The sequence below is a fragment of the Flavobacterium suaedae genome (genome assembly GCF_014642915.1).
GTDB classification, from domain to species: Bacteria; Bacteroidota; Bacteroidia; order Flavobacteriales; family Flavobacteriaceae; genus Flavobacterium; species Flavobacterium suaedae.
The window spans coordinates 488201-507422 of the sequence record NZ_BMJE01000003.1; the positions used below are offsets into that span (position 1 = coordinate 488201).

The following is a 19222-nucleotide window of genomic DNA, read 5'->3' on the forward strand; positions in this document are numbered from 1 at the left end:
CTTATGCAAGCATTGTTACAGGATTTTCAATGTATTGTTTTAGTGTTTGCAGGAACTGTGCTCCTGTTGCACCATCTACAGTACGGTGATCGCAAGTAAGGGTTACTGTCATAGTATTACCTACAACAATTTGCCCGTCTTTAACAACCGGTTTTTGTACTATAGCACCTACTGAAAGGATAGCTGAGTTTGGCTGGTTAATAATAGAAGTAAATTCTGTTATACCAAACATACCAAGGTTAGAAACTGTAAATGTACTTCCTTCCATTTCGGCAGGTTGTAATCTTTTGTTTCTTGCTTTACCTGCAAGATCTTTAACTCCTGCACCTATTTGAGAAAGACTCATTTGGTCAGCAAATTTAAGTACCGGTACAACCAGTCCTTCATCTACTGCTACAGCAACACCAATACTAATATGCTTGTTGTAAACTGTTACATCATCTTTCCACTGTGTATTTATTTGCGGATGCTTTCTTAAAGCCATTGCACTTGCCTTAATAACCATATCGTTAAACGATACTTTAGTATCAGGTAATGCATTTATAACACCTCTTGATGCTATTGCTGCATCCATATCAAGTTCTACTGTAAGGCTATATTCCGGAGCTGTAAATTTAGATTCAGAAAGACGACGCGCAATAGTTTTACGCATTTGAGAGTTCTTAACCTCCTCTGTACTTACTTCTCCCACAGGAGTATATACCTGAGGCGCTGCCGTTTCAGCTTGTTTCTGCTGTTGTGCAGGTGCTGCTTCCGGCTTATAGTTCTCAATATCTTTTCTTACAATTCTTCCGTTCTCACCGGAACCTTTTACGTTGCTAAGTTCAATACCTTTTTCATCAGCCATTTTTCTTGCTAACGGCGAGGCAAAAATCCTACCGCCATCATTAGCTTTATTGCTTTCTGCTTTAGGTGCTTCTTTTTTAGCTTCGCTTGAAGATTCTTTCTTTTCTTCTTTTTTGTCGTCAGACTTTTTATTTTCAGAGGGCGTAGCATCACCTCCTTTTTTATAGTTTTCAGCAATACCCGAAACATCAGTTCCTTCAGGACCTATAATTGCTAAAACGCTATCTACAGGAGCAGATTCGCCTTCCTGAATACCTACATATAATAATGTACCGGCATCAAAAGCTTCAAACTCCATTGTAGCTTTATCTGTCTCTATTTCAGCAAGTATATCACCTTCTTCTACTTTATCGCCTTCTTTTTTCAACCAAGTAGCTACAGTACCCTCCGTCATAGTATCACTAAGGCGAGGCATTGTCACTACTTTTACACCTTCAGGTAATTCAGTACTTCCGGATGCTGAATCGTTACTACTTTCTTCTTTAGTATTTTCTTCAGCGTCTTCTGTTTTGCTATCTTCTTTATCTTCTGCTTCTTTTTTATCATCGTCAGAAGAACCTTCGTCTGCACCTTCAAGAGCAGCTTTATAGTCTTCTCCTTCTTCACCTATTATAGCAAGAACACTATCTACAGGAGCAGTATCTCCTTCTTCAACGCCTATATATAAAAGAGTTCCGGCATCAAAAGCCTCAAACTCCATAGTTGCCTTATCTGTTTCTATCTCAGCAAGTATATCGCCTTCCTCTACTTTATCGCCCACTTTTTTCAGCCAGGTAGCAACGGTACCTTCAGTCATGGTATCGCTCAGTCTGGGCATGTTTATAACTTTTGCCATGGTGATGTTTTATTTTAATTTATGAGGTAAAAATGGATAATCTTCTTGTTCGTAAACTACGTCATACATAACACTTTTGTCCGGATATGGTGATTCTTCTGCATATTTTTCGCATTCTTTCACTTTATCTTTCACACGCTTATCAATAGCTTCAATCTCTTCGTCTGTAGCGTAGTTATTTTCTTTAATTATATCCCGTACCTGAGTAATTGGGTCTATTTTCTGGTATTCTTTAACCTCATCCTTAGTACGGTAATGCTGTGCGTCACTCATTGAGTGACCTCTGTATCGGTACGTTTTCATTTCAAGGAAAGTAGGGCCTTCTCCTTTTCTTGCTCTCTCCATTGCTTCGTAAACAGCTTCCGCTACTTTTACAGGGTTCATCCCGTCTACCGGCTCGCTAGGCATTTCGTACCCTAAACCAAGTTTGTATATATCCGTATGGTTTGCAGTACGCTCTACCGAGGTACCCATTGCATAACCGTTATTTTCAACTATAAATACTACAGGAAGCTTCCATAGCATAGCCATGTTAAATGCTTCGTGTAGTGAGCCCTGACGTGCTGCACCATCACCAAAATAGGTTAGGGTAACACCACCGGTTTCAAAATATTTATCAGCAAATGCAAGACCTGCACCTAAAGGTATCTGACCACCTACTATACCGTGACCACCGTAGAAACCATGCTCTTTTGAAAAAATGTGCATAGAACCACCTAATCCCTGAGATGTACCTGTTGCTTTACCTAATAGCTCTGCCATAACCTTACGCGGGTCTACACCCATACCTATTGGCTGTACATGGTTACGGTAAGCTGTTATCATTTTATCTTTAGAAAGGTCCATTGCATGAAGCGCACCTGCAAGTACTGCTTCCTGACCGTTGTATAAGTGAAGGAAACCTCTAACTTTTTGCTGAATATACAATGCTCCAAGCTTGTCTTCAAACTTTCTCCAAAACTGCATATCCTCGTACCACTTCAGATAAACTTCTTTTGTAATTTCTTCCATCCCTGAAATATTTGCTAAATGTGACTTTAAAAAACTTAACTATAAATACTCGCAAAAAGTTTCCTCACACAAATTTGCGAAAAGCAAAAATAGCACTTCCCTTTTATAACTAAAAGAAATAATATGTGTTATTTTCTACAAATTACTTAAAAATAAAAAAAGGATTTCAACGAAATCCTTTTAGTTAACATATTTGTTTATTATAAATGTCTGTTTTCAAACACAAGAGGTAAGAGATTTTTAAGTGAATCAGACTTATATATCTCCCCTTCTTCTCCCATAAAATAAATTTCGATAGGGGTATCTTGTTTCACTTCATATTCAGCAATAGATTGCCTGCATGCCCCGCAAGGCGGTATAGGCTCAGTTACTTTTTTAGTTTCTGCCGCTGCCGATATTGCTATTTTTAAAATTTTAGCGTCGGGGTAAACAGCATTGGCATGAAAAACCGCTACACGCTCAGCACATAAACCTGAAGGGTATGCTGCGTTTTCCTGATTTGAGCCAAGTACAATTTCATTATTATCTAACAGGAGTGCTGCCCCTACATGAAAGTGGGAATAGGGTGCATAAGAACTTTTACGTACTTTAACCGCTTCCTCCATTAGCTTTTTAACATCCTGAGGAAGTTCCTCTACAGTATTATATACTGTATATTTTGAAATTATACTTATTTCTTTCATCTACTACCACTCGTCGTATGTTCTGTCTCCAAAGTTAAATGTAAGTGAGAAACGAAGTGTATTCTCTAACGGGTTTCTTACTTTAGATGCTGAGAACAGATAAGATACATCAATTTTTACTACTGTATACTTAAAACCTGCACCCAGTGAAAAGAATTTACGTGCTCCTTTTACTTCACTCTCATTAAAGTAACCTAAACGAAATGCAAAAGCATCCTGATACATATATTCTGCACCTACAGAGTATGTTATTTCTTTTAATTCTTCGCTAAAGCCATCAGGCGCATCTCCGAAAGATTCGAATATTCCTGAAACCCAGCTTGTTTTATTATAGTCCAATAAATCCTGATCATATTGTGCATCAGCAGCATCAACTTCATCATCATCAATCTCTCCGTTTCCATTGCTGTCCACAGGCTCTACAAGTGCCGGTGGTGTTGGTACTAACAGTTTAGTAAACTCAACATTTACACCTATTTTATTATACTCATCAAATATAAAATCGAAACCACCACCTACTCTTAGGTTAGCAGGTAAATAGTTAGAGTTACTACTGTTTGTATCCTCATCGTTATTATAGTTGATTTTAGGTCCCATATTCTGGAAGTTAAAACCAGCTCTCCAACGACCGTTAAAATCAGTATATGCTACTTCTTCCGACTGGTAGAAACCTGCTACGTCAAAAGCAAATGTAGTCGCCGCACTGGCATCAGCTCCACCTGCCGCTTCAGGAATTCTTAAGTTAGAGCTAATAAAGCGTCCTGCTACCGACATAGAGAATCGCTCACTCAACTTTAATGCGTAAGACACATCAAGTGCTAATTCGTTCGGGCTTCTTATAATCCCGGGATCATCAGGGCTTTGTCTTAATTCTATATCTCCTAAACCGAAATAACGAAGACTACCTGCAAAGGCACTACGTTCGCTATATCTGTTATAATAGTTTAATTGCGCTAACGATATGTCTCCTGCAATTTGTGTTAAGTATGGTGTATAACTTACACCCACACCCTGTCCGTCTAATGCAAATGCATACTTAGCAGGGTTCCATTGTTGTGAATACGTATCGGTAGATGTTGCCACCCCTTGGTCTGCCATACCAGCAGCTCTTGCATCAGCAGCTATTAGTAAAAAAGGCACACCTGTAGTAATTACTCTCTCGTTTTGGGCTTTTACCATCTGCACTGCCAGTAAGCATACGGCAAATAAAACAATCTTTCTCATTTCGTTTTTTAAGAATTTAAAAGGTCACAAATATAGTATTTTTTACAGCAACACAAGTTTTTCAATTTTATGTGCTGTTTTATTACTTATAGATGATTTTACTGTTAATTTATATATATAGACTCCTTTACCGATTTTATCACCAAAATCGTCACGACCGTCCCACTTTATATCCCTACATAAAAAACCATCTGTTACCACAGATTGGTTTATAGTTTTTACCACTTTTCCGGTTACGGTAAATATCTGCACCTGTACATCAAGCGGCTCAAAAGGTCTGTTATGGTTAAACCAAAACTCGGTATAACTTACAAACGGGTTAGGATAGTTTAATACTCTTTCTAACTTTAATTCATTGTCTCCCGCTACCACAAATTGAATTTCTGCTGTAACCAGGTTATTATATACATCCCACGCTTTAAAAGTCAAGGTGTGTAAACCTTCCTCTAAATCAGTGAATGGGAATCGTACTTTTCCTCTTTGGTAATTATCCGAATCAGCTTCATAATAGTCATTCATTAAAAACGGGTTGGTTTCATCGCCATCCAGTATACCTATTATATCATGCCCAATACCGCTAGCGGTATTTATACCGTGTTCATCTTCTAAAAAAGCTAACAGTATAGGTGAGCTATTGGTTAAACCACCCGAAACAAAACTTTCATCATTCATGTAAAGCCGTACGGTTGGTGCAATGTTATCTTCAGCAGCATTTTCATTTACCCCACCTATTAATATATCATTATCATAACCTGTCTGGTCTTCCAGAATTATATTTCTGTTCGCATAAAAACTTACTCTACCGTTACCCACAGGTATACGTATATCTCGCGGGACTACAAAATCAACATTAAACTGCCCGTTAACTATTGAGGCATTACCCCTAAATATTGTTTCTCCCAGTGTTTCAAATTCTATATTTATGCCAAGCGTCCCATCATTATCTAAAGTTTGTCTTTGAATATTTTTATCAAATACTGTTACAGCCAAATCTCCATTATAGTTATTTATAATACTCCCCCCTTCACTTGTTACCATACCTGATAATTTTACATGAGAAAGGGACTGCATAGGCTCGGTAACCTCATCTAGCGGAACATCATTTATTTTTGTAAGTACAATTTTAGGTTTCGGTATAGCCAATTTTAAAGCAGGATCGCCCACAAAAGCGATAACCTGATAATCAAACCCAGCTTCTTTTGCTCGTCTTAAAGCCTCTGCCATGGTAGGGTAGTCTCCTCCTCCCAAAGCATACAACTCAGCAGTAAGGTCTCTGTTAAACTGATTTGCAGTAGATATAAAAATAGCCCTTGTAGTAGTTATCATGGCTATTGCACCCCCTGAAGGATTCCAGTAAATCTCCTCTCCGGTAGTAGTAAGGTAAGGGTTATCAAACTTGGTTAAATCACAGGTTGCCGTAATAAATAACGGATATTTATACCTATTGGTAAATGCTTTTGCGTCAGACTCTTCTAAAAGCCTTTCGCTAGCCATACCTTTTTCGCTACCGTGCCCTAAATAATTTAATACGAGCGTGCCGTAATTAATTGATCGTATGAGTTGATCTTTCGCATCAGGATAACGCTCCCCTCCTGAGGAAACCTCCTGCACATAAGAGTCAGCATATATTTTTCTTACGTTTATAAATGGCTTATTCTGATTTATAAGCGCCACTATACTTTCTTGTGTCGGTACAAAGTTATCCGATGATTCATCAGCATCATCTGCCATAATAGTATATTCGTTACGCCATCTGCCATACGACTCTTCACCACCGTATTCACGTATTTTATTAATCATTTCTTCTGCCTGTGTAGTACTGCTTACCAGCATGCGCCCAATAGCTACATCGGCAAGCCCCACATCTCCATGTCCCTCATTAGGATCCAGCATTACAAAGAAATCATCAGATGCGTAGGTACGTACAATACTATAATTAGCAGTACCTGTTTGGTTGGTGCTATAATAATGATAAATAGGTACTATATTGGTATTATTAGGTATCCTATCCTTATAATCAAAAGAAGCATCACCAAACATATTTACATATTTTAACCTATCTGCTTCAGATGAAGCATTATTATATATGTACTTAACAAAATTACGTATAGCAGCTATATCCTGCTGTCCTGATGAAAACTCTCTGTATATAGCTTCAAGTGTAATTACTTTAACGGTAAGATCTGAATTAGTACGATGAAAATCCGCTAGTGACTCTGCTTTTGTTTTCAAAAACTCAGGAGTTACTATAAGGTAATCTAAATCCTGAAATTGCCCCTGGCTGTTTTTAAGTATAGTTCCTTTTAAGTTTTGGTTCGCTATTTTAGAGTTTGATTCTCTTAATGGCGTATAATAATCAGAAGAAACCAGTGTAATATACTTTCTGGCTTCGCCCATATTTGCTTTAAATGAAAATTGATTTTCTTCATTTTCTGTTACCTGAGCTACATCATATATATTGGTAATATCCCAAACCGCATCAATACTTGAAGCTTCTGTAAACTGATACTCTATAACCCCTACATCATTAGCAGCATCGTTATAAGTAAATCTATACTGTCCATTCCCTCCTTTAAGCGCTCTTTTGCACTCTATTATTATATAGTCTAACCAAGCTTTAGAGGTTGGCACCCCTCCGTTATTATAATCAAGCGTTACCGTAATATCATCATCATTAGGTGTAAAAGTTGCACTTAAATAACCATCTCTGGCTTCATCGTACTGCCCCGGAGGTGTAAATGATACATTACCAAGATCAGCACCATTAACATTAACAGCCATTGAAGTTGGTGTTACAGCGTTTGCTGCCGCGCTAACCTTTATAGTAGCTTCTTCATTTAAAATATCAGGAATTTCAAAATCAAACTCCTGATTGTTTTCTATATTAAACTGCTCTCCATGCCACTTTCTACCCAAACGAGCTATATTAACCCTATCCTCTTCATGGTAAACATACTCATCAAAAGAACTTGTAACAACTGTAGCAGCACCCGAAGGTTGTGGCATTGTTTGAATACGCTTCCCTGTACCACCTATAGAGGTTACGTAGTAATATGCCTTGTCTCCATACAGGTTATTATGCGTACCACTTTCCTCATTCCAATTGTCTACTCCTTCTGCATAAAATAAAATATAATCCTGATTATCAAACACGCCGTCCTCCTCACCTACAAACATTATTGCATTTTCCTTAAGGTCGGCAGGATATTCTACTGAATTAATTAAAGGCAGCATACGTCCGCCATTACCATATATTTTTATTCTTCTTGGGTCAACATCTACTTTTAGACCTATTTGTCGTAAAAAGTTTTTTGAGATTTTATAAACTCCGGATTCTCTTACATAAAACCTATACCATTCTCCTGAGGCTAAAACAGAATTATATACTGAGTTAAAATCGTTTGTGCTTTTAGCTATTCTTTCAGCAGTATTAAAATTAAAAGAATAGTTGAATGATTTAATCCTTTTATAACTGTTACCTTTCTTAATAACAGGAGATAACTTTAAAGATGCATACCAATTACTGCGTGCTTTAACAGGAGTAACTGTTGCTTTTATATCGTTATCTAAATTTTCAGAATTTAAGTCTCCCAACTGACTACTCGTTATATCCTCGTATAATACATTAGTTATATTTAGGGTAGCTGAATTTACGCTTGCATTTACCGGAATATTAAAGGCAAAGTATAATTTACTGCTAGTTGCATCATACTGCATATACTCTGCTTGAAATTCGGGTAAAGTAACGGGATAATTACCAACCGAAGTTTTTACATTATCTTTCCAGTTAAGAGTTATACTGCCCGACTGCTGCCCTAATACAGGAAGCGCCAGAAAACTCAACAATAATATATATGAAAGCAATTGTTTTTTCATTACATCAGAAAACGTAAAGAGGAAGAATATATTACAATAAGGACATATTATTTAGGGTAAATTATATTTTACACCCAACTGATGCAATATTACTTTAAAATGACCGTTTTAGAAAGAGAGATGTAACATAAATTTAGATTTTTATTAAAAATTATAAAATCGTGTTGCGGTTTAATGGTTAATTATTATATTGCGCCACAAAATTATTACCAACAAAGATGAGAATTAACAAGATCACTGCTTTAAAATCGTTATTAGCAATTGCAGTAACGGTTGGTTTTACTGGTTGTAGTAAAAATGGATCCGGTAGCGGGAATGTTTCTACGGCTACCGGCTGGAAGATTAATGACAAAAAAGGAGGATTTCAGCACAACTCAAATTACAAAAAGCAGGAAACTGCTCCAGGACTTGTTGAAGTAGAAGGTGGTACTTTTACTATGGGTAGAGTTGCCGATGATGTAATGCATGATTGGAATAATACACCTACTCAACAACACGTTCAATCTTTCTACATGGATGAAACGGAAGTAACAAATGTTATGTATATGGAATACCTTGACTGGTTAAAAAGGGTTTACCCACCAAGTGAGGAAAACTACAGAAACATATACGTTGGTGCTCTGCCTGATACACTTGTATGGAGAGCAGCATTAGGTTACAACGAAACTATGACTAATAACTACCTGAGACACCCTGCTTACGGTAACTACCCTGTAGTTGGTGTTAACTGGATTCAGGCTGTTGAGTTTAGTAAATGGAGAACAGACCGTGTAAACGAATCAGTTCTTGAAAGAGAAGGTTATCTTAAAAAAGATGCTAAAATAACTGATGTTTCTGCAGAAAGCACATTCAGCACAGAAGCTTACCTTGAAAGTCCAAACAAAAGTTACGGAGGTAACGAAGAAATTGTTTACAGGGGACCTAGAAACAAAATGGCTGGTGATGAAGAAGCTAAAAACGTTTATGCACAAAGAACATCAGGCTTAATTTTACCTGAATACAGATTACCAACGGAAGCGGAGTGGGAATATGCTGCTATTGCTCTTGTGGGTAACCGTGAGTACAATTTATACAGAGGTAACAAAAAATACCCTTGGAAAGGTCAATATACTCGTAACGGAAGAAGACAAAGTAAAGGTGACCAACTTGCAAACTTTAAGCAAGGTAAAGGTGACTACGGAGGAATTGCAGGATGGTCTGATGACAATGCTGATATTACAGCTCCTGTAAAAACATATCCACCAAACGACTTTGGTCTTTACGACATGGCAGGTAACGTAGCAGAATGGGTTGCCGATGTATACCGCCCTATAGTAGATGATGAAGCTAATGACTTTAACTACTACAGAGGTAACGTATATATGAAAAATAAAATTGGTGAAGACGGAAGAGCTGAGCTTGTAACTGCTGAAACTATTGAATATGATACATTAAGTAATGGTCGTATACAGTACAGAAACTTACCAGGTCAAATCGCTCAGGAGCCGATTACTCAAGAAGACGTATTCTTAAGACAAAACTATACACGAAGTGACAACAGAAATTACCGTGATGGTGATGTACAATCTTCTCGTTACTTTAACTATGGAGCATCTGAAGAAACCGGTCTTGATGAAAACCAAAGAATGTATGATTCTCCTAAGCACACTGTAGAGGTTGATAGTATGGGTAATTTAGACCGTACTTGGGACTCTTCAGACTCAAGAACAACACTTGTAAATGACAATGTAAGAGTTTACAAAGGTGGTTCGTGGAGAGACAGAGCTTACTGGTTAGATCCTGCACAGAGAAGATACTTCCCTCAGGATATGGCTACAGACTACATCGGATTCAGATGTGCAATGTCTAAAGTAGGTCCTAAATCAAGCAGAAAAACTGCAAGAAACTAATAATAGTTTACTTACATACAATTTATATAATAAAGCCCTATATTTAGGGCTTTATTTTTTTATATAGTTATATGGAAAGTATTTCGGTATTATATAATCACTTTTTAAAATGTAGCGGTGTTTGTACAGACACCCGTAACATTAAACCTGATTGTTTGTTTGTAGCACTTAAAGGCGAAAAATTTGATGCGAATAAATTTGCAGAAGAAGCCTTAACTAAAGGTGCGAAGTATGCAATTATTGACAACGCTGAGTATAAAACAAAAGATAGCCTGCTATTAGTTAATGACAGCCTTAAAGCTTTACAGCAGTTAGCTAACCATCACCGTAAAGAACTTGGTTTACCTATAATTGCGTTAACAGGCAGTAACGGAAAAACTACTACTAAAGAGCTTATAAATGCTGTTTTATCTTCAGAGTATAATACTAAAGCTACATTAGGAAATCTAAATAACCATATAGGTGTACCACTTACTCTACTCTCTTTTACTAAAGAAACAGAAATAGGTATTGTAGAAATGGGGGCCAATCATCAAAAAGAGATTGAATTTTTATGCAGCATCGCCGAGCCTAACTTTGGCTATATTACTAACTTCGGGAAAGCACACTTAGAAGGTTTTGGAGGAATTGAAGGCGTTATAAAAGGTAAAAGCGAGCTTTATAATTATTTAACTGCAAATACCCGAACTGCTTTTGTAAATCTGGACGACCCTATACAAGTAGAAAAAACTGAAAGTATCTCGAGAGTTACTTTTGCCGTTGACAATTATAATACTGATGTTCGTATAGAGGCAATTGAAGCTAACCCTATGGTTAAGATTATATATAATGGTATAACAATACAAAGTAACCTTATAGGAGAATATAACGGTACTAATATTGCTGCTGCCATTACTATAGGCAACTATTTTAAAGTAAGCGACACAAAAATAAAACAGGCTGTAGAAAATTATTTTCCAAGCAATAACCGCTCTCAGGTATTAGAGCATAAGGGAAATAAAGTAATCATGGATGCTTATAATGCTAACCCAAGCAGCATGGATGTCGCGTTAAATAATTTCTTTCAGCTTAACGACAGTAATAAGGTTGCTATTTTAGGGGATATGTTTGAACTTGGAGAAGAAAGTTATGATGAGCACCAAAAAATAGTAGAAAAGCTATTATCTGAAGAAAAAACAACAGTTTACTTTGTAGGAAGACATTTTTTTGATTGTAAAACAGAAAAAGAAAATATTTATTTTTTCAGAGATTACGATACCTTTGCTTACCATTTAAAAAAGCACCCACTTCCAGGGAAAAATACTATTTTAATAAAAGGGTCACGTGGTATGGCTTTAGAAAGAACACTGGAGGTTTTGTAATTAACTTACTCTTAAAAGCATAATTAAAAAAAGATGTGTACCTTAGATATAACTAAACACTACAAAAGGGCAATTTTTAAATGCTAATGGATATAAGTAATGGAAAATAAAATTACCCGCAAACTTAATGAGCTACAAGCTACAGCAATTTGTGGGAACGACATAAGTTCTTCATGTCTTTATGTTTCTGCATTAACTATAGGTTATGCCGGTCAATATGCATGGATATCACTTTTAATAGTCGCGTTTGTACTTTTTTTATTCCGAAAAATATATGGTGAAGTAGTAGGTGCCCTACCGTTAAACGGAGGAGCATATAATGTATTACTAAATACCTCAACTAAAAGGGTAGCCTCTATAGCTGCAATATTAACGGTATTATCCTATATGGCAACTGCGGTAATATCAGCCTCAGAAGCAATGCATTACTTACAAACTATTTTTAGTGACATTAATATAGAAATTGCCACTGTTGTAGTACTATTAATTTTCAGCATATTATCAATACTCGGTATAGGAGAGTCTGCCATTGTAGCAGTATTTATATTTATCTTTCACCTCATATCACTCACACTCTTAGTAGCAGTATCCGGCTACTTCCTTTTAACAAATGGCTTAGATACTTTTCATCTCAACTGGGAGATGCCCGTCACAGGAAAAAGTATCATGTACACTCTATTTTTAGGTTTTTCAGCAGCAATGTTGGGTATATCAGGTTTTGAAAGTTCCGCCAATTTTGTTGAAGAACAGGAAAGCGGTGTTTTCCCAAAAACACTAAAAAATATGTGGGGAATTGTAAGTTTCTTTAATCCTGTAATGGCAATATTATTAATAGCCATTATACCATTTGCACAAATGGGAGAACATAAAGAATCATTACTTTCTTACTTGGGTCACACTACAGGCGGTTCGTGGCTATCATGGTTAATCTCTATAGATGCTGTATTGGTGCTATGCGGTGCTGTACTTACTTCTTTTGTAGGTGTTTCAGGGCTTTTACGACGAATGACACTTGACCGAATACTAACTAACTTCTTTTTAAAAGAAAATAAAAGAGGAGCCAGCTATCGTATCATCATTAGCTTTCTGATTCTGTGTGTTTCTGTATTGTTAGTTACCCATGGCGATTTAGAATCACTCGCAGGGGTATATACATTTTCATTCCTTGCAGTAATGTGCCTTTTTGGTATAGGTAACTTATTATTAAAAATAAAGAGGAAAAGATTACCACGCCCTGAACGAGCAAAAGGTATATCTGTGGTAATAGCAATTACCTTTATAGTTATTGCATTTTACGGAAATATCATACTTAACAAAGATGCATTTACAACCTTTATAAAATACTTTATACCTGCACTAATTTTTGTAATTGTAATGCTTAACAGAGCAGCAATTATACAATTGAGTCTTGATGTTCTTGAATATTTTTATAAACCTGTAAGGCGCTTTGTAATTGTAAGTAACAGGTATTTACAAAAAATACAATACAAGATAAATGCACAGGCTTTTGTATTCTTTACCAAAGGTGATGACGTAGCTATACTAAACAAAGTAATGCAGTATGTGCAACAAAATGAAACTACCAAGAACCTAAAGATTGTAAACATACTTAGCGATGACCAGCAGAACAAGGAATTAAAGAAAGACTTAAAGGTGCTTGACAGAGCTTATCCTGATATAAATGTTGAGTTTATAGAACTTTCGGGAGTGTTTGGTCCTGAATTGATAGACCAGCTTTCTGAAGAATGGGAAATACCTAAAAACTTTATGTTTATTGGCTCACCGGGAGATAAATTCCCTTATAAAGTATCAGAACTGGGCGGAGTAAGACTTATCATGTAATACAACACCCTACTCTATTTAAACATACTTGTTTATAAACACCTTTTAAATTAGCCTGTTTCGTGACAAACGATTACCAAAATAAGATTACATATTTTTCTGAGAATACCATAAATGGAATCAATCCTCCCGAAAAATTTACCTATCCATTTTATTACAAGCCACACCCTTTGGCTGAAATTGCTGCTACTGAGCTACAAGATTATTTAGAAAAAAAATCTGAGGAGTTAGACCATAATTTCGGAACTACAGAGAACAAAGAAGATACTGCCATAGGTAAAATGTTTGGTATTTTAGTTATTGAAGATACTAATGGCAAGCTAGGTTACCTTTCAGCATTTTCAGGAAAAATGGCAGGCACAAACAACCATATTAAATTTGTTCCTCCTGTATTTGATATGCTAACTGACAACAGCTTCTTTCTACAAGGCGAAAAAATACTTAGCAGCATTAATAGGCAGGTTAAAGAACTGGAAAAGAATGAAACCTACATAAATTTAAAGCAGGAATTTGAAGAGCTTTCTAAACAGTCTGATGAAGAAATCAGTACTTCAAAAAAGGAATTAAAAGCTAATAAGGCTGACAGAAAGGAACTCAGAAAAACACAGAAACCGCTTTTAACCGAAGAAGAGTACTCCGCTTTTGAAGCGGACTTAATAAAACAAAGTTTACGAGATAAACACATTTTAAATGTACTATCCGGTAAATGGGATGAACGTTTAGCGGGAAAGCAATCTCAAATAAATGAATTTGAAGATACTATTAATGCTTTAAAAAAAGAGCGAAAAGAAAAATCGGCTGCATTACAGCAACAGCTTTTTGAACAATATACTTTCCTGAATAAACACGGAGTAGAAAAAAGTTTATACACTATTTTCAGCGAAACTGTTTTCGGGAAACCGCCTGTAGCTGCCGGAGAGTGTGCTACGCCCAAGCTATTACAATATGCTTTTTTAAACGGGCTGAAGCCTATTGCTATGGCAGAATTTTGGTGGGGAGCATCGCCAAAATCAGATATACGAAAACACAAGCAGTTTTATCCTGCCTGCACAGGTAGATGCAAACCTATATTAAAACACATGCTGGAGGACATCCCTACGGATGAAGACCCACTTTTACACAACCCGGGAGAAAACAAAGAACTGGAAACCGTTTATGAAGATGATAGTTTTATTATAGTAAACAAACCTGCTGAATTACTCTCAGTACCGGGAATTAATATTAAAGACTCTGTATATACACGATTAAAAGTAACTTTTAAAACCATAGAGCCACTTATTATACATCGTTTGGATATGGCAACCTCAGGGCTTTTAGTGGTAGCTAAAACCAAGGAGGCGCACAAGCATATACAAATGCAGTTTTTAAAACGTACTGTAAACAAACGTTATACCGCATTACTTTCTAAACCTATTGAAGAAAACGAAGGCGAAATAAACCTGCCATTACGCGGTGATATAGATGACAGACCGAGGCAGCTTGTTTGTTTTGAACATGGAAAAAAAGCCATTACAAAATGGAAAGTAGTAGAAAGAAATGAAAATACTGCCAAAGTACATTTCTGGCCACTTACAGGAAGAACGCATCAGCTGCGAATGCATGCCGCACACGAAATGGGACTTAATGCACCTATTGTTGGCGATGACCTTTATGGCACCAACGACAGCAGGTTGCACCTGCATGCAGCTTTCCTTTCCTTTGTTCATCCGGTAACAAAAAAACTTTTAAAGTTTGAAGTAAAAGAGGAGTTTTAATCTAAACTTTTGGTCTGAAATTAGCATGCTGCGTAGCTGTAAAAAAGTCCTTAAATATTTGATTAATCACCTCATCATTTGCTGAAGATTTAATACCTGTTGATTGGTGTAGTTTAATTATAAAAATCATTAGCTTTTCAACGACATCCTCACCAAACTGATGAATTTCAGTAATCAATTCTTCCTCTAAAGCAGATGTTTCTAAAAGAGTTTTCTCTATACCTTCTGCATACTGGTTTACTTTCTCTGTAACTGTATTCAAATAGTTACGTAATTCAGCCTGACCGTTTACGGTTTTAATCTTTTCGCTTTCTATTAGAAAGTGCTCAGCCATACCTATGTAATTTACCAACAACGTTAAATCAGCAAAAGTCTGAAATGGTACCTGGCTTAAATAGCCATCACTGTAAAATTCATTATACACAAAGCTCTGCTCTTCGGGTACATATTGATTATCCACCTTAAAACTATGTGATGCTGTAGCTACCATTCCCATAGTATTCCATTCAGGAATAATTTCAACCTGTGAAGGCTCTAAAACAAAGGAAAGAAACTTTGGCTGCCCGTCATCAGTAAGTAAAGGTTTACCATCTTCTACTATATGTGCATTTAACGTAAAATGAGAAAGATATGGCGCTCCTGTGGCATAGCTCCAAAAACCATTTATTACATACTTACCCCCTACTTTCTCTGCTGTACCGCTTAACATTCCGCTACCTCCAAAACAAATATCAGGTTTATTAAATAGTTTTGAGGCTGTTTCTTTTTTCAGGTTACGTGCAAAATAGTTAGCTCCGCTACACAGGGTTATAAACCACCCGAAACTACCATCTATACGCGCTAAATCCTGTAATGTTTTTAATCCTTCGGGTAAAGAACAATCCAAACCGCCATACTCTTTCGGAACCCAAATTTGCAGCCATTTTTTATCGTGAATGGTTTGTAAAACTTCTTGGTCAAATTCTTTAGCTAAAAACAAACGTTTTTGCAGTTCTTCTGTAGTAAGCATGAAATTATTATGTTGGTAGGTATTTAATGTATTATTTGAGTAATATAACTTTTTCTCTGTATTTTGGATCATAATCTATCAAGACAGCTACCTTATCTTTCCCCTTTATTTTTAAACGTAAATAATCTTTTAAAAAATCTACTCCTTCAAAAGTCATAGCTGCTAATCCAAAAATTATAAATTGATAATCATCAATTTCCCTATCTATAACAAACTTAAGAAAATCTAATTCGCAAGTCCCAATTTTAGGATGTAAACCTACTTTTTTTAGACCCCGTTTATTTTTATCCCTGTAAGGAGGCAACAAATAAACTTTTGTATTTCTTGATAAACTATTGATAACAACTGTCTTTTCCGAATCAAAAGCATCATTGCTTAATATAATATCTGAAACAAACATATTATTTGTCTCCAAACAATAAACTTCCCCTTTTGTAAAGTTATATGTTTCAACTCCCATAAATTAATTATATTTCTTATTATATTATCCCGCTTATTTGGTTTTACAAAAGTATATATAATAGGTGCATTTCCAGAAAGAATATTTTTCGCTATCCCCTCTCATTCACATTAGAGAATTAGGTGATTTATACGAACAAAAAAAGCTCCAGTTTTCACTAAAACCCTTAATCTGTGGACGATGAGGAGTTCGAGCCTAACTATATTTTGTTTTAATACAGGTTTTGGTATTGATGAATGAGTTTCTGCTTATATAGATTATAACTTTATATAAAACATAGTTTACATTCATTGTATAATTAATACAAATATTTATTACTTATATAAAATATAAAGGAGCGTATGTTTTAACATACACTCCTTTAAGGATACCTAAAAAAACAAATTGCTATTAACTAAAAAATAAAATATTATTTTCTACAATTTAAAACAGATAAGCTAGTTTAAACGTGTTAGTTTGATACAACTTCGGCATTACAAAATATAAGTGCATGCCTGTTACTACCTCCGGAATCAGCAGTTCTGGTAATTGTAATTGTATCGTAAGCATTAGTTGAGCTAATATTCAAAATTAGTCCTCCACTTGCAATTCCTGAATTACGTGCACTTGCTTCATTTCCATCCTGAGTAAAATCGAAACTATCCAAACAGTTACCCGCAATACCCACAGCTAGTACAGGTACAGAAACGCCATCTAAAGATGCTGATATAGTGTACCCTTCATCACCTTCAGTATTTTCGTTACCAATTCCTATTACTTGTACGTTGTTTAACGGTACATCAAAAGTATAAGTTGCAAAAGCATTCGTGGCTGTACTTTGCCATGTACCATTTCCTGATATATTACCACAATATGTACTATTATTAGTTGTTGTTGTTGAATTTCCGGTTCGGGTAACATTAACGTCTGTACCATCTATTGATACTGTTATAGGGAAATTATTGCCGCCATATATTTCACTTGTTCCACACGTTGCAGTTGTATAAGCAGCCCCTATAGTTCTATTAAAAGTACACGATGGCGAACTCCCTACAGTAAATGTACTAACCTCTGCATTAGTAGGTGTACCACTAGCAGTTAGTGTAATAGCTTGCTCTCCTGTACTGGAGAAAGTACCTGATGCTGACCAAGTAATGCCATTTACCTCAGAAGTAGAAATGTTGTAGCCTCCTACAGCTGTAACATCAACTGTAATAGTTTGTGTAACGCCCGATGCTGCTGTACCTACAGTAAGCGTACCTGTTGCTGTACCGCTTTCACAATCGTATGATGCTATTATTGCAGAGCCTCCTGATGAATTGTCAGGTACTGCTTCAGCATTACAAAATGCAAGGGCATGTGCATTACTTCCTGATGCAGTGGATAGCCTGGTTATTGTAATTTCATCGTAAGCACTTGCAGAACTAATGTTAAATATTATACCTCCTATAAATCCAGCGGATACCGTATTTCGTATAGAAGCTTCATTACCAGCTTGTGATGTACTAAATCTATCTTGGCAGGTACCGCCAGCAACTACTAATTGTACAGGTACAGCTGCACCATTTAAGCTTGCACTTACCGTATATCCTTCTTGACTCTCACTCTCCTCATTATTTACACTATACACTTGTACATTTTTCAAAGGAACAGTAAAGGTATAAGTTGCAAACTGGTTTAAGTCAGTGTTTTGAAAGCCTGATGATGATGATACTCCACAATGAGTAATTGTACTGGAAGTTCCGCTTGAAGTTCCTGATTTTGTTACTGTAACACTTTGTCCATCAACCGTAACTGTAGCAGGATAATTATTCCCGTACGTTGTAGTACAAGCAGTAGTGTTAAATGGCTCTCCAATACTTCGCGTAAAACTACAGTTTGGTGTAGTGTTTAAGGTGTATGTCCCCTCACCTGCCGTGTTTGGCGTACCTGTTGCTTCTAAAACTATATCTTGATCACCTTCCGCATTAAATATGCCTGATTTAGAAAAAGTCACACCATCATAAGTAGCTGAAATATTATAACTACCTGCTGCGGTAACATTTGCTGTAATAGTTTGAGTTGTACCTGATACTTCTTCGCCTTCTGTCATTGTACCTACAGAGGCTCCTGAACAACTGTATGATGCTACAATAGCAGTTCCGTTACTAGTATCAGACAAAGAGTTAGAAGCTGCGCTAAGGCAATTAGACCATGCTCCGTTTTCATAAACTTTTACACAGCCCGAAGAAAGGTCATATAAAATCATACCTTCAACCGGAGTGGTAATTGCATCTGTACTTGTAACTCTTGGCAATACAAGTGCTTTATTAGTACTTTCAAGCTCCAGTAACGAGCTTTCACCAACAGTTGTTGGGTTATCCCCTATTTTTACCTGTGCAAAAGCTGAATAGCCTACCAGTACAAGTAATATTAGTAAAAAATGTTTGTTCTGTTTCATTTTATTCTAATGT

The 19222-nt window shown here is 36.3% G+C and carries 12 protein-coding genes; 4 read left to right on the forward strand and 8 right to left on the reverse strand.

The window, feature by feature from the left end:
• Position 1: 1 nt before the first annotated feature.
• The 5 genes from IEW45_RS08145 to porU all read right to left on the reverse strand — a co-directional run bounded on the left by IEW45_RS08145 (position 2) and on the right by porU (position 8475).
• Positions 2–1681, reverse strand: coding sequence for a pyruvate dehydrogenase complex dihydrolipoamide acetyltransferase (locus tag IEW45_RS08145; protein ID WP_188620731.1), 1680 nt, complete (start codon positions 1679–1681; stop codon positions 2–4).
• A 9-nt stretch (positions 1682–1690) separates the two neighbouring features.
• On the reverse strand, positions 1691–2692 hold the full coding sequence (gene pdhA, locus IEW45_RS08150) for a pyruvate dehydrogenase (acetyl-transferring) E1 component subunit alpha (protein WP_188620732.1): 1002 nt from the start codon (positions 2690–2692) through the stop codon (positions 1691–1693).
• 200 nt (positions 2693–2892) lie between these two features.
• A complete protein-coding gene (gene cdd, locus IEW45_RS08155; RefSeq protein WP_188620733.1) occupies positions 2893–3375 on the reverse strand; it encodes a cytidine deaminase in 483 nt (160 codons plus the stop codon).
• Between the two features lie 3 nt (positions 3376–3378).
• The gene (porV, locus tag IEW45_RS08160; protein ID WP_188620734.1) at positions 3379–4599 is read right to left on the reverse strand and encodes a type IX secretion system outer membrane channel protein PorV; all 1221 of its coding nucleotides are present in this window, start codon (positions 4597–4599) and stop codon (positions 3379–3381) included.
• A gap of 42 nt (positions 4600–4641) precedes the next feature.
• Positions 4642–8475 (reverse strand): type IX secretion system sortase PorU, encoded by a 3834-nt coding sequence (porU, locus tag IEW45_RS08165; RefSeq protein WP_188620735.1) that lies wholly within the window; start codon positions 8473–8475, stop codon positions 4642–4644.
• Between the two features lie 218 nt (positions 8476–8693).
• On the opposite strand from porU, the gene gldJ reads away from it, so the two are divergent.
• The 4 genes from gldJ to IEW45_RS08185 all read left to right on the forward strand — a co-directional run bounded on the left by gldJ (position 8694) and on the right by IEW45_RS08185 (position 15321).
• On the forward strand, positions 8694–10364 hold the full coding sequence (gene gldJ, locus IEW45_RS08170) for a gliding motility lipoprotein GldJ (RefSeq protein ID WP_188620736.1): 1671 nt from the start codon (positions 8694–8696) through the stop codon (positions 10362–10364).
• A 71-nt stretch (positions 10365–10435) separates the two neighbouring features.
• Complete coding sequence (locus IEW45_RS08175; RefSeq protein WP_188620737.1) at positions 10436–11725, forward strand: UDP-N-acetylmuramoyl-tripeptide--D-alanyl-D-alanine ligase; 1290 nt, start codon at positions 10436–10438, stop codon at positions 11723–11725.
• A gap of 99 nt (positions 11726–11824) precedes the next feature.
• Entirely contained in the window at positions 11825–13567 is a 1743-nt protein-coding gene (locus IEW45_RS08180; RefSeq protein ID WP_188620738.1) for an APC family permease, read from the forward strand.
• A 62-nt stretch (positions 13568–13629) separates the two neighbouring features.
• A complete protein-coding gene (locus IEW45_RS08185) occupies positions 13630–15321 on the forward strand; it encodes an RluA family pseudouridine synthase (RefSeq protein ID WP_188620739.1) in 1692 nt (563 codons plus the stop codon).
• A 1-nt stretch (position 15322) separates the two neighbouring features.
• On the opposite strand, the gene IEW45_RS08190 is transcribed toward IEW45_RS08185, so the two are convergent.
• From IEW45_RS08190 to IEW45_RS08200, 3 genes are all read right to left on the reverse strand, one after another.
• Complete coding sequence (locus tag IEW45_RS08190; protein WP_188620740.1) at positions 15323–16330, reverse strand: acyl-CoA dehydrogenase family protein; 1008 nt, start codon at positions 16328–16330, stop codon at positions 15323–15325.
• A gap of 31 nt (positions 16331–16361) precedes the next feature.
• The gene (locus tag IEW45_RS08195; RefSeq protein ID WP_188620741.1) at positions 16362–16790 is read right to left on the reverse strand and encodes a hypothetical protein; all 429 of its coding nucleotides are present in this window, start codon (positions 16788–16790) and stop codon (positions 16362–16364) included.
• 451 nt (positions 16791–17241) lie between these two features.
• Positions 17242–19209, reverse strand: coding sequence for a phage tail-like protein (locus tag IEW45_RS08200; RefSeq protein ID WP_188620742.1), 1968 nt, complete (start codon positions 19207–19209; stop codon positions 17242–17244).
• Positions 19210–19222 lie beyond the last annotated feature (13 nt).

Coding starts and splice junctions, on each gene's coding strand:
- porU (WP_188620735.1), bottom strand. CDS start 8,475: ATGAAAAAACAATTGCTTTCATATATATTATTGTTGAGTTTTCTGGCG.
- IEW45_RS08175 (WP_188620737.1), top strand. CDS start 10,436: ATGGAAAGTATTTCGGTATTATATAATCACTTTTTAAAATGTAGCGGT.
- gldJ (WP_188620736.1), top strand. CDS start 8,694: ATGAGAATTAACAAGATCACTGCTTTAAAATCGTTATTAGCAATTGCA.
- IEW45_RS08200 (WP_188620742.1), bottom strand. CDS start 19,209: ATGAAACAGAACAAACATTTTTTACTAATATTACTTGTACTGGTAGGC.
- pdhA (WP_188620732.1), bottom strand. CDS start 2,692: ATGGAAGAAATTACAAAAGAAGTTTATCTGAAGTGGTACGAGGATATG.
- IEW45_RS08195 (WP_188620741.1), bottom strand. CDS start 16,790: ATGGGAGTTGAAACATATAACTTTACAAAAGGGGAAGTTTATTGTTTG.
- IEW45_RS08180 (WP_188620738.1), top strand. CDS start 11,825: ATGGAAAATAAAATTACCCGCAAACTTAATGAGCTACAAGCTACAGCA.
- IEW45_RS08190 (WP_188620740.1), bottom strand. CDS start 16,330: ATGCTTACTACAGAAGAACTGCAAAAACGTTTGTTTTTAGCTAAAGAA.
- IEW45_RS08145 (WP_188620731.1), bottom strand. CDS start 1,681: ATGGCAAAAGTTATAAACATGCCCAGACTGAGCGATACCATGACTGAA.
- cdd (WP_188620733.1), bottom strand. CDS start 3,375: ATGAAAGAAATAAGTATAATTTCAAAATATACAGTATATAATACTGTA.
- porV (WP_188620734.1), bottom strand. CDS start 4,599: ATGAGAAAGATTGTTTTATTTGCCGTATGCTTACTGGCAGTGCAGATG.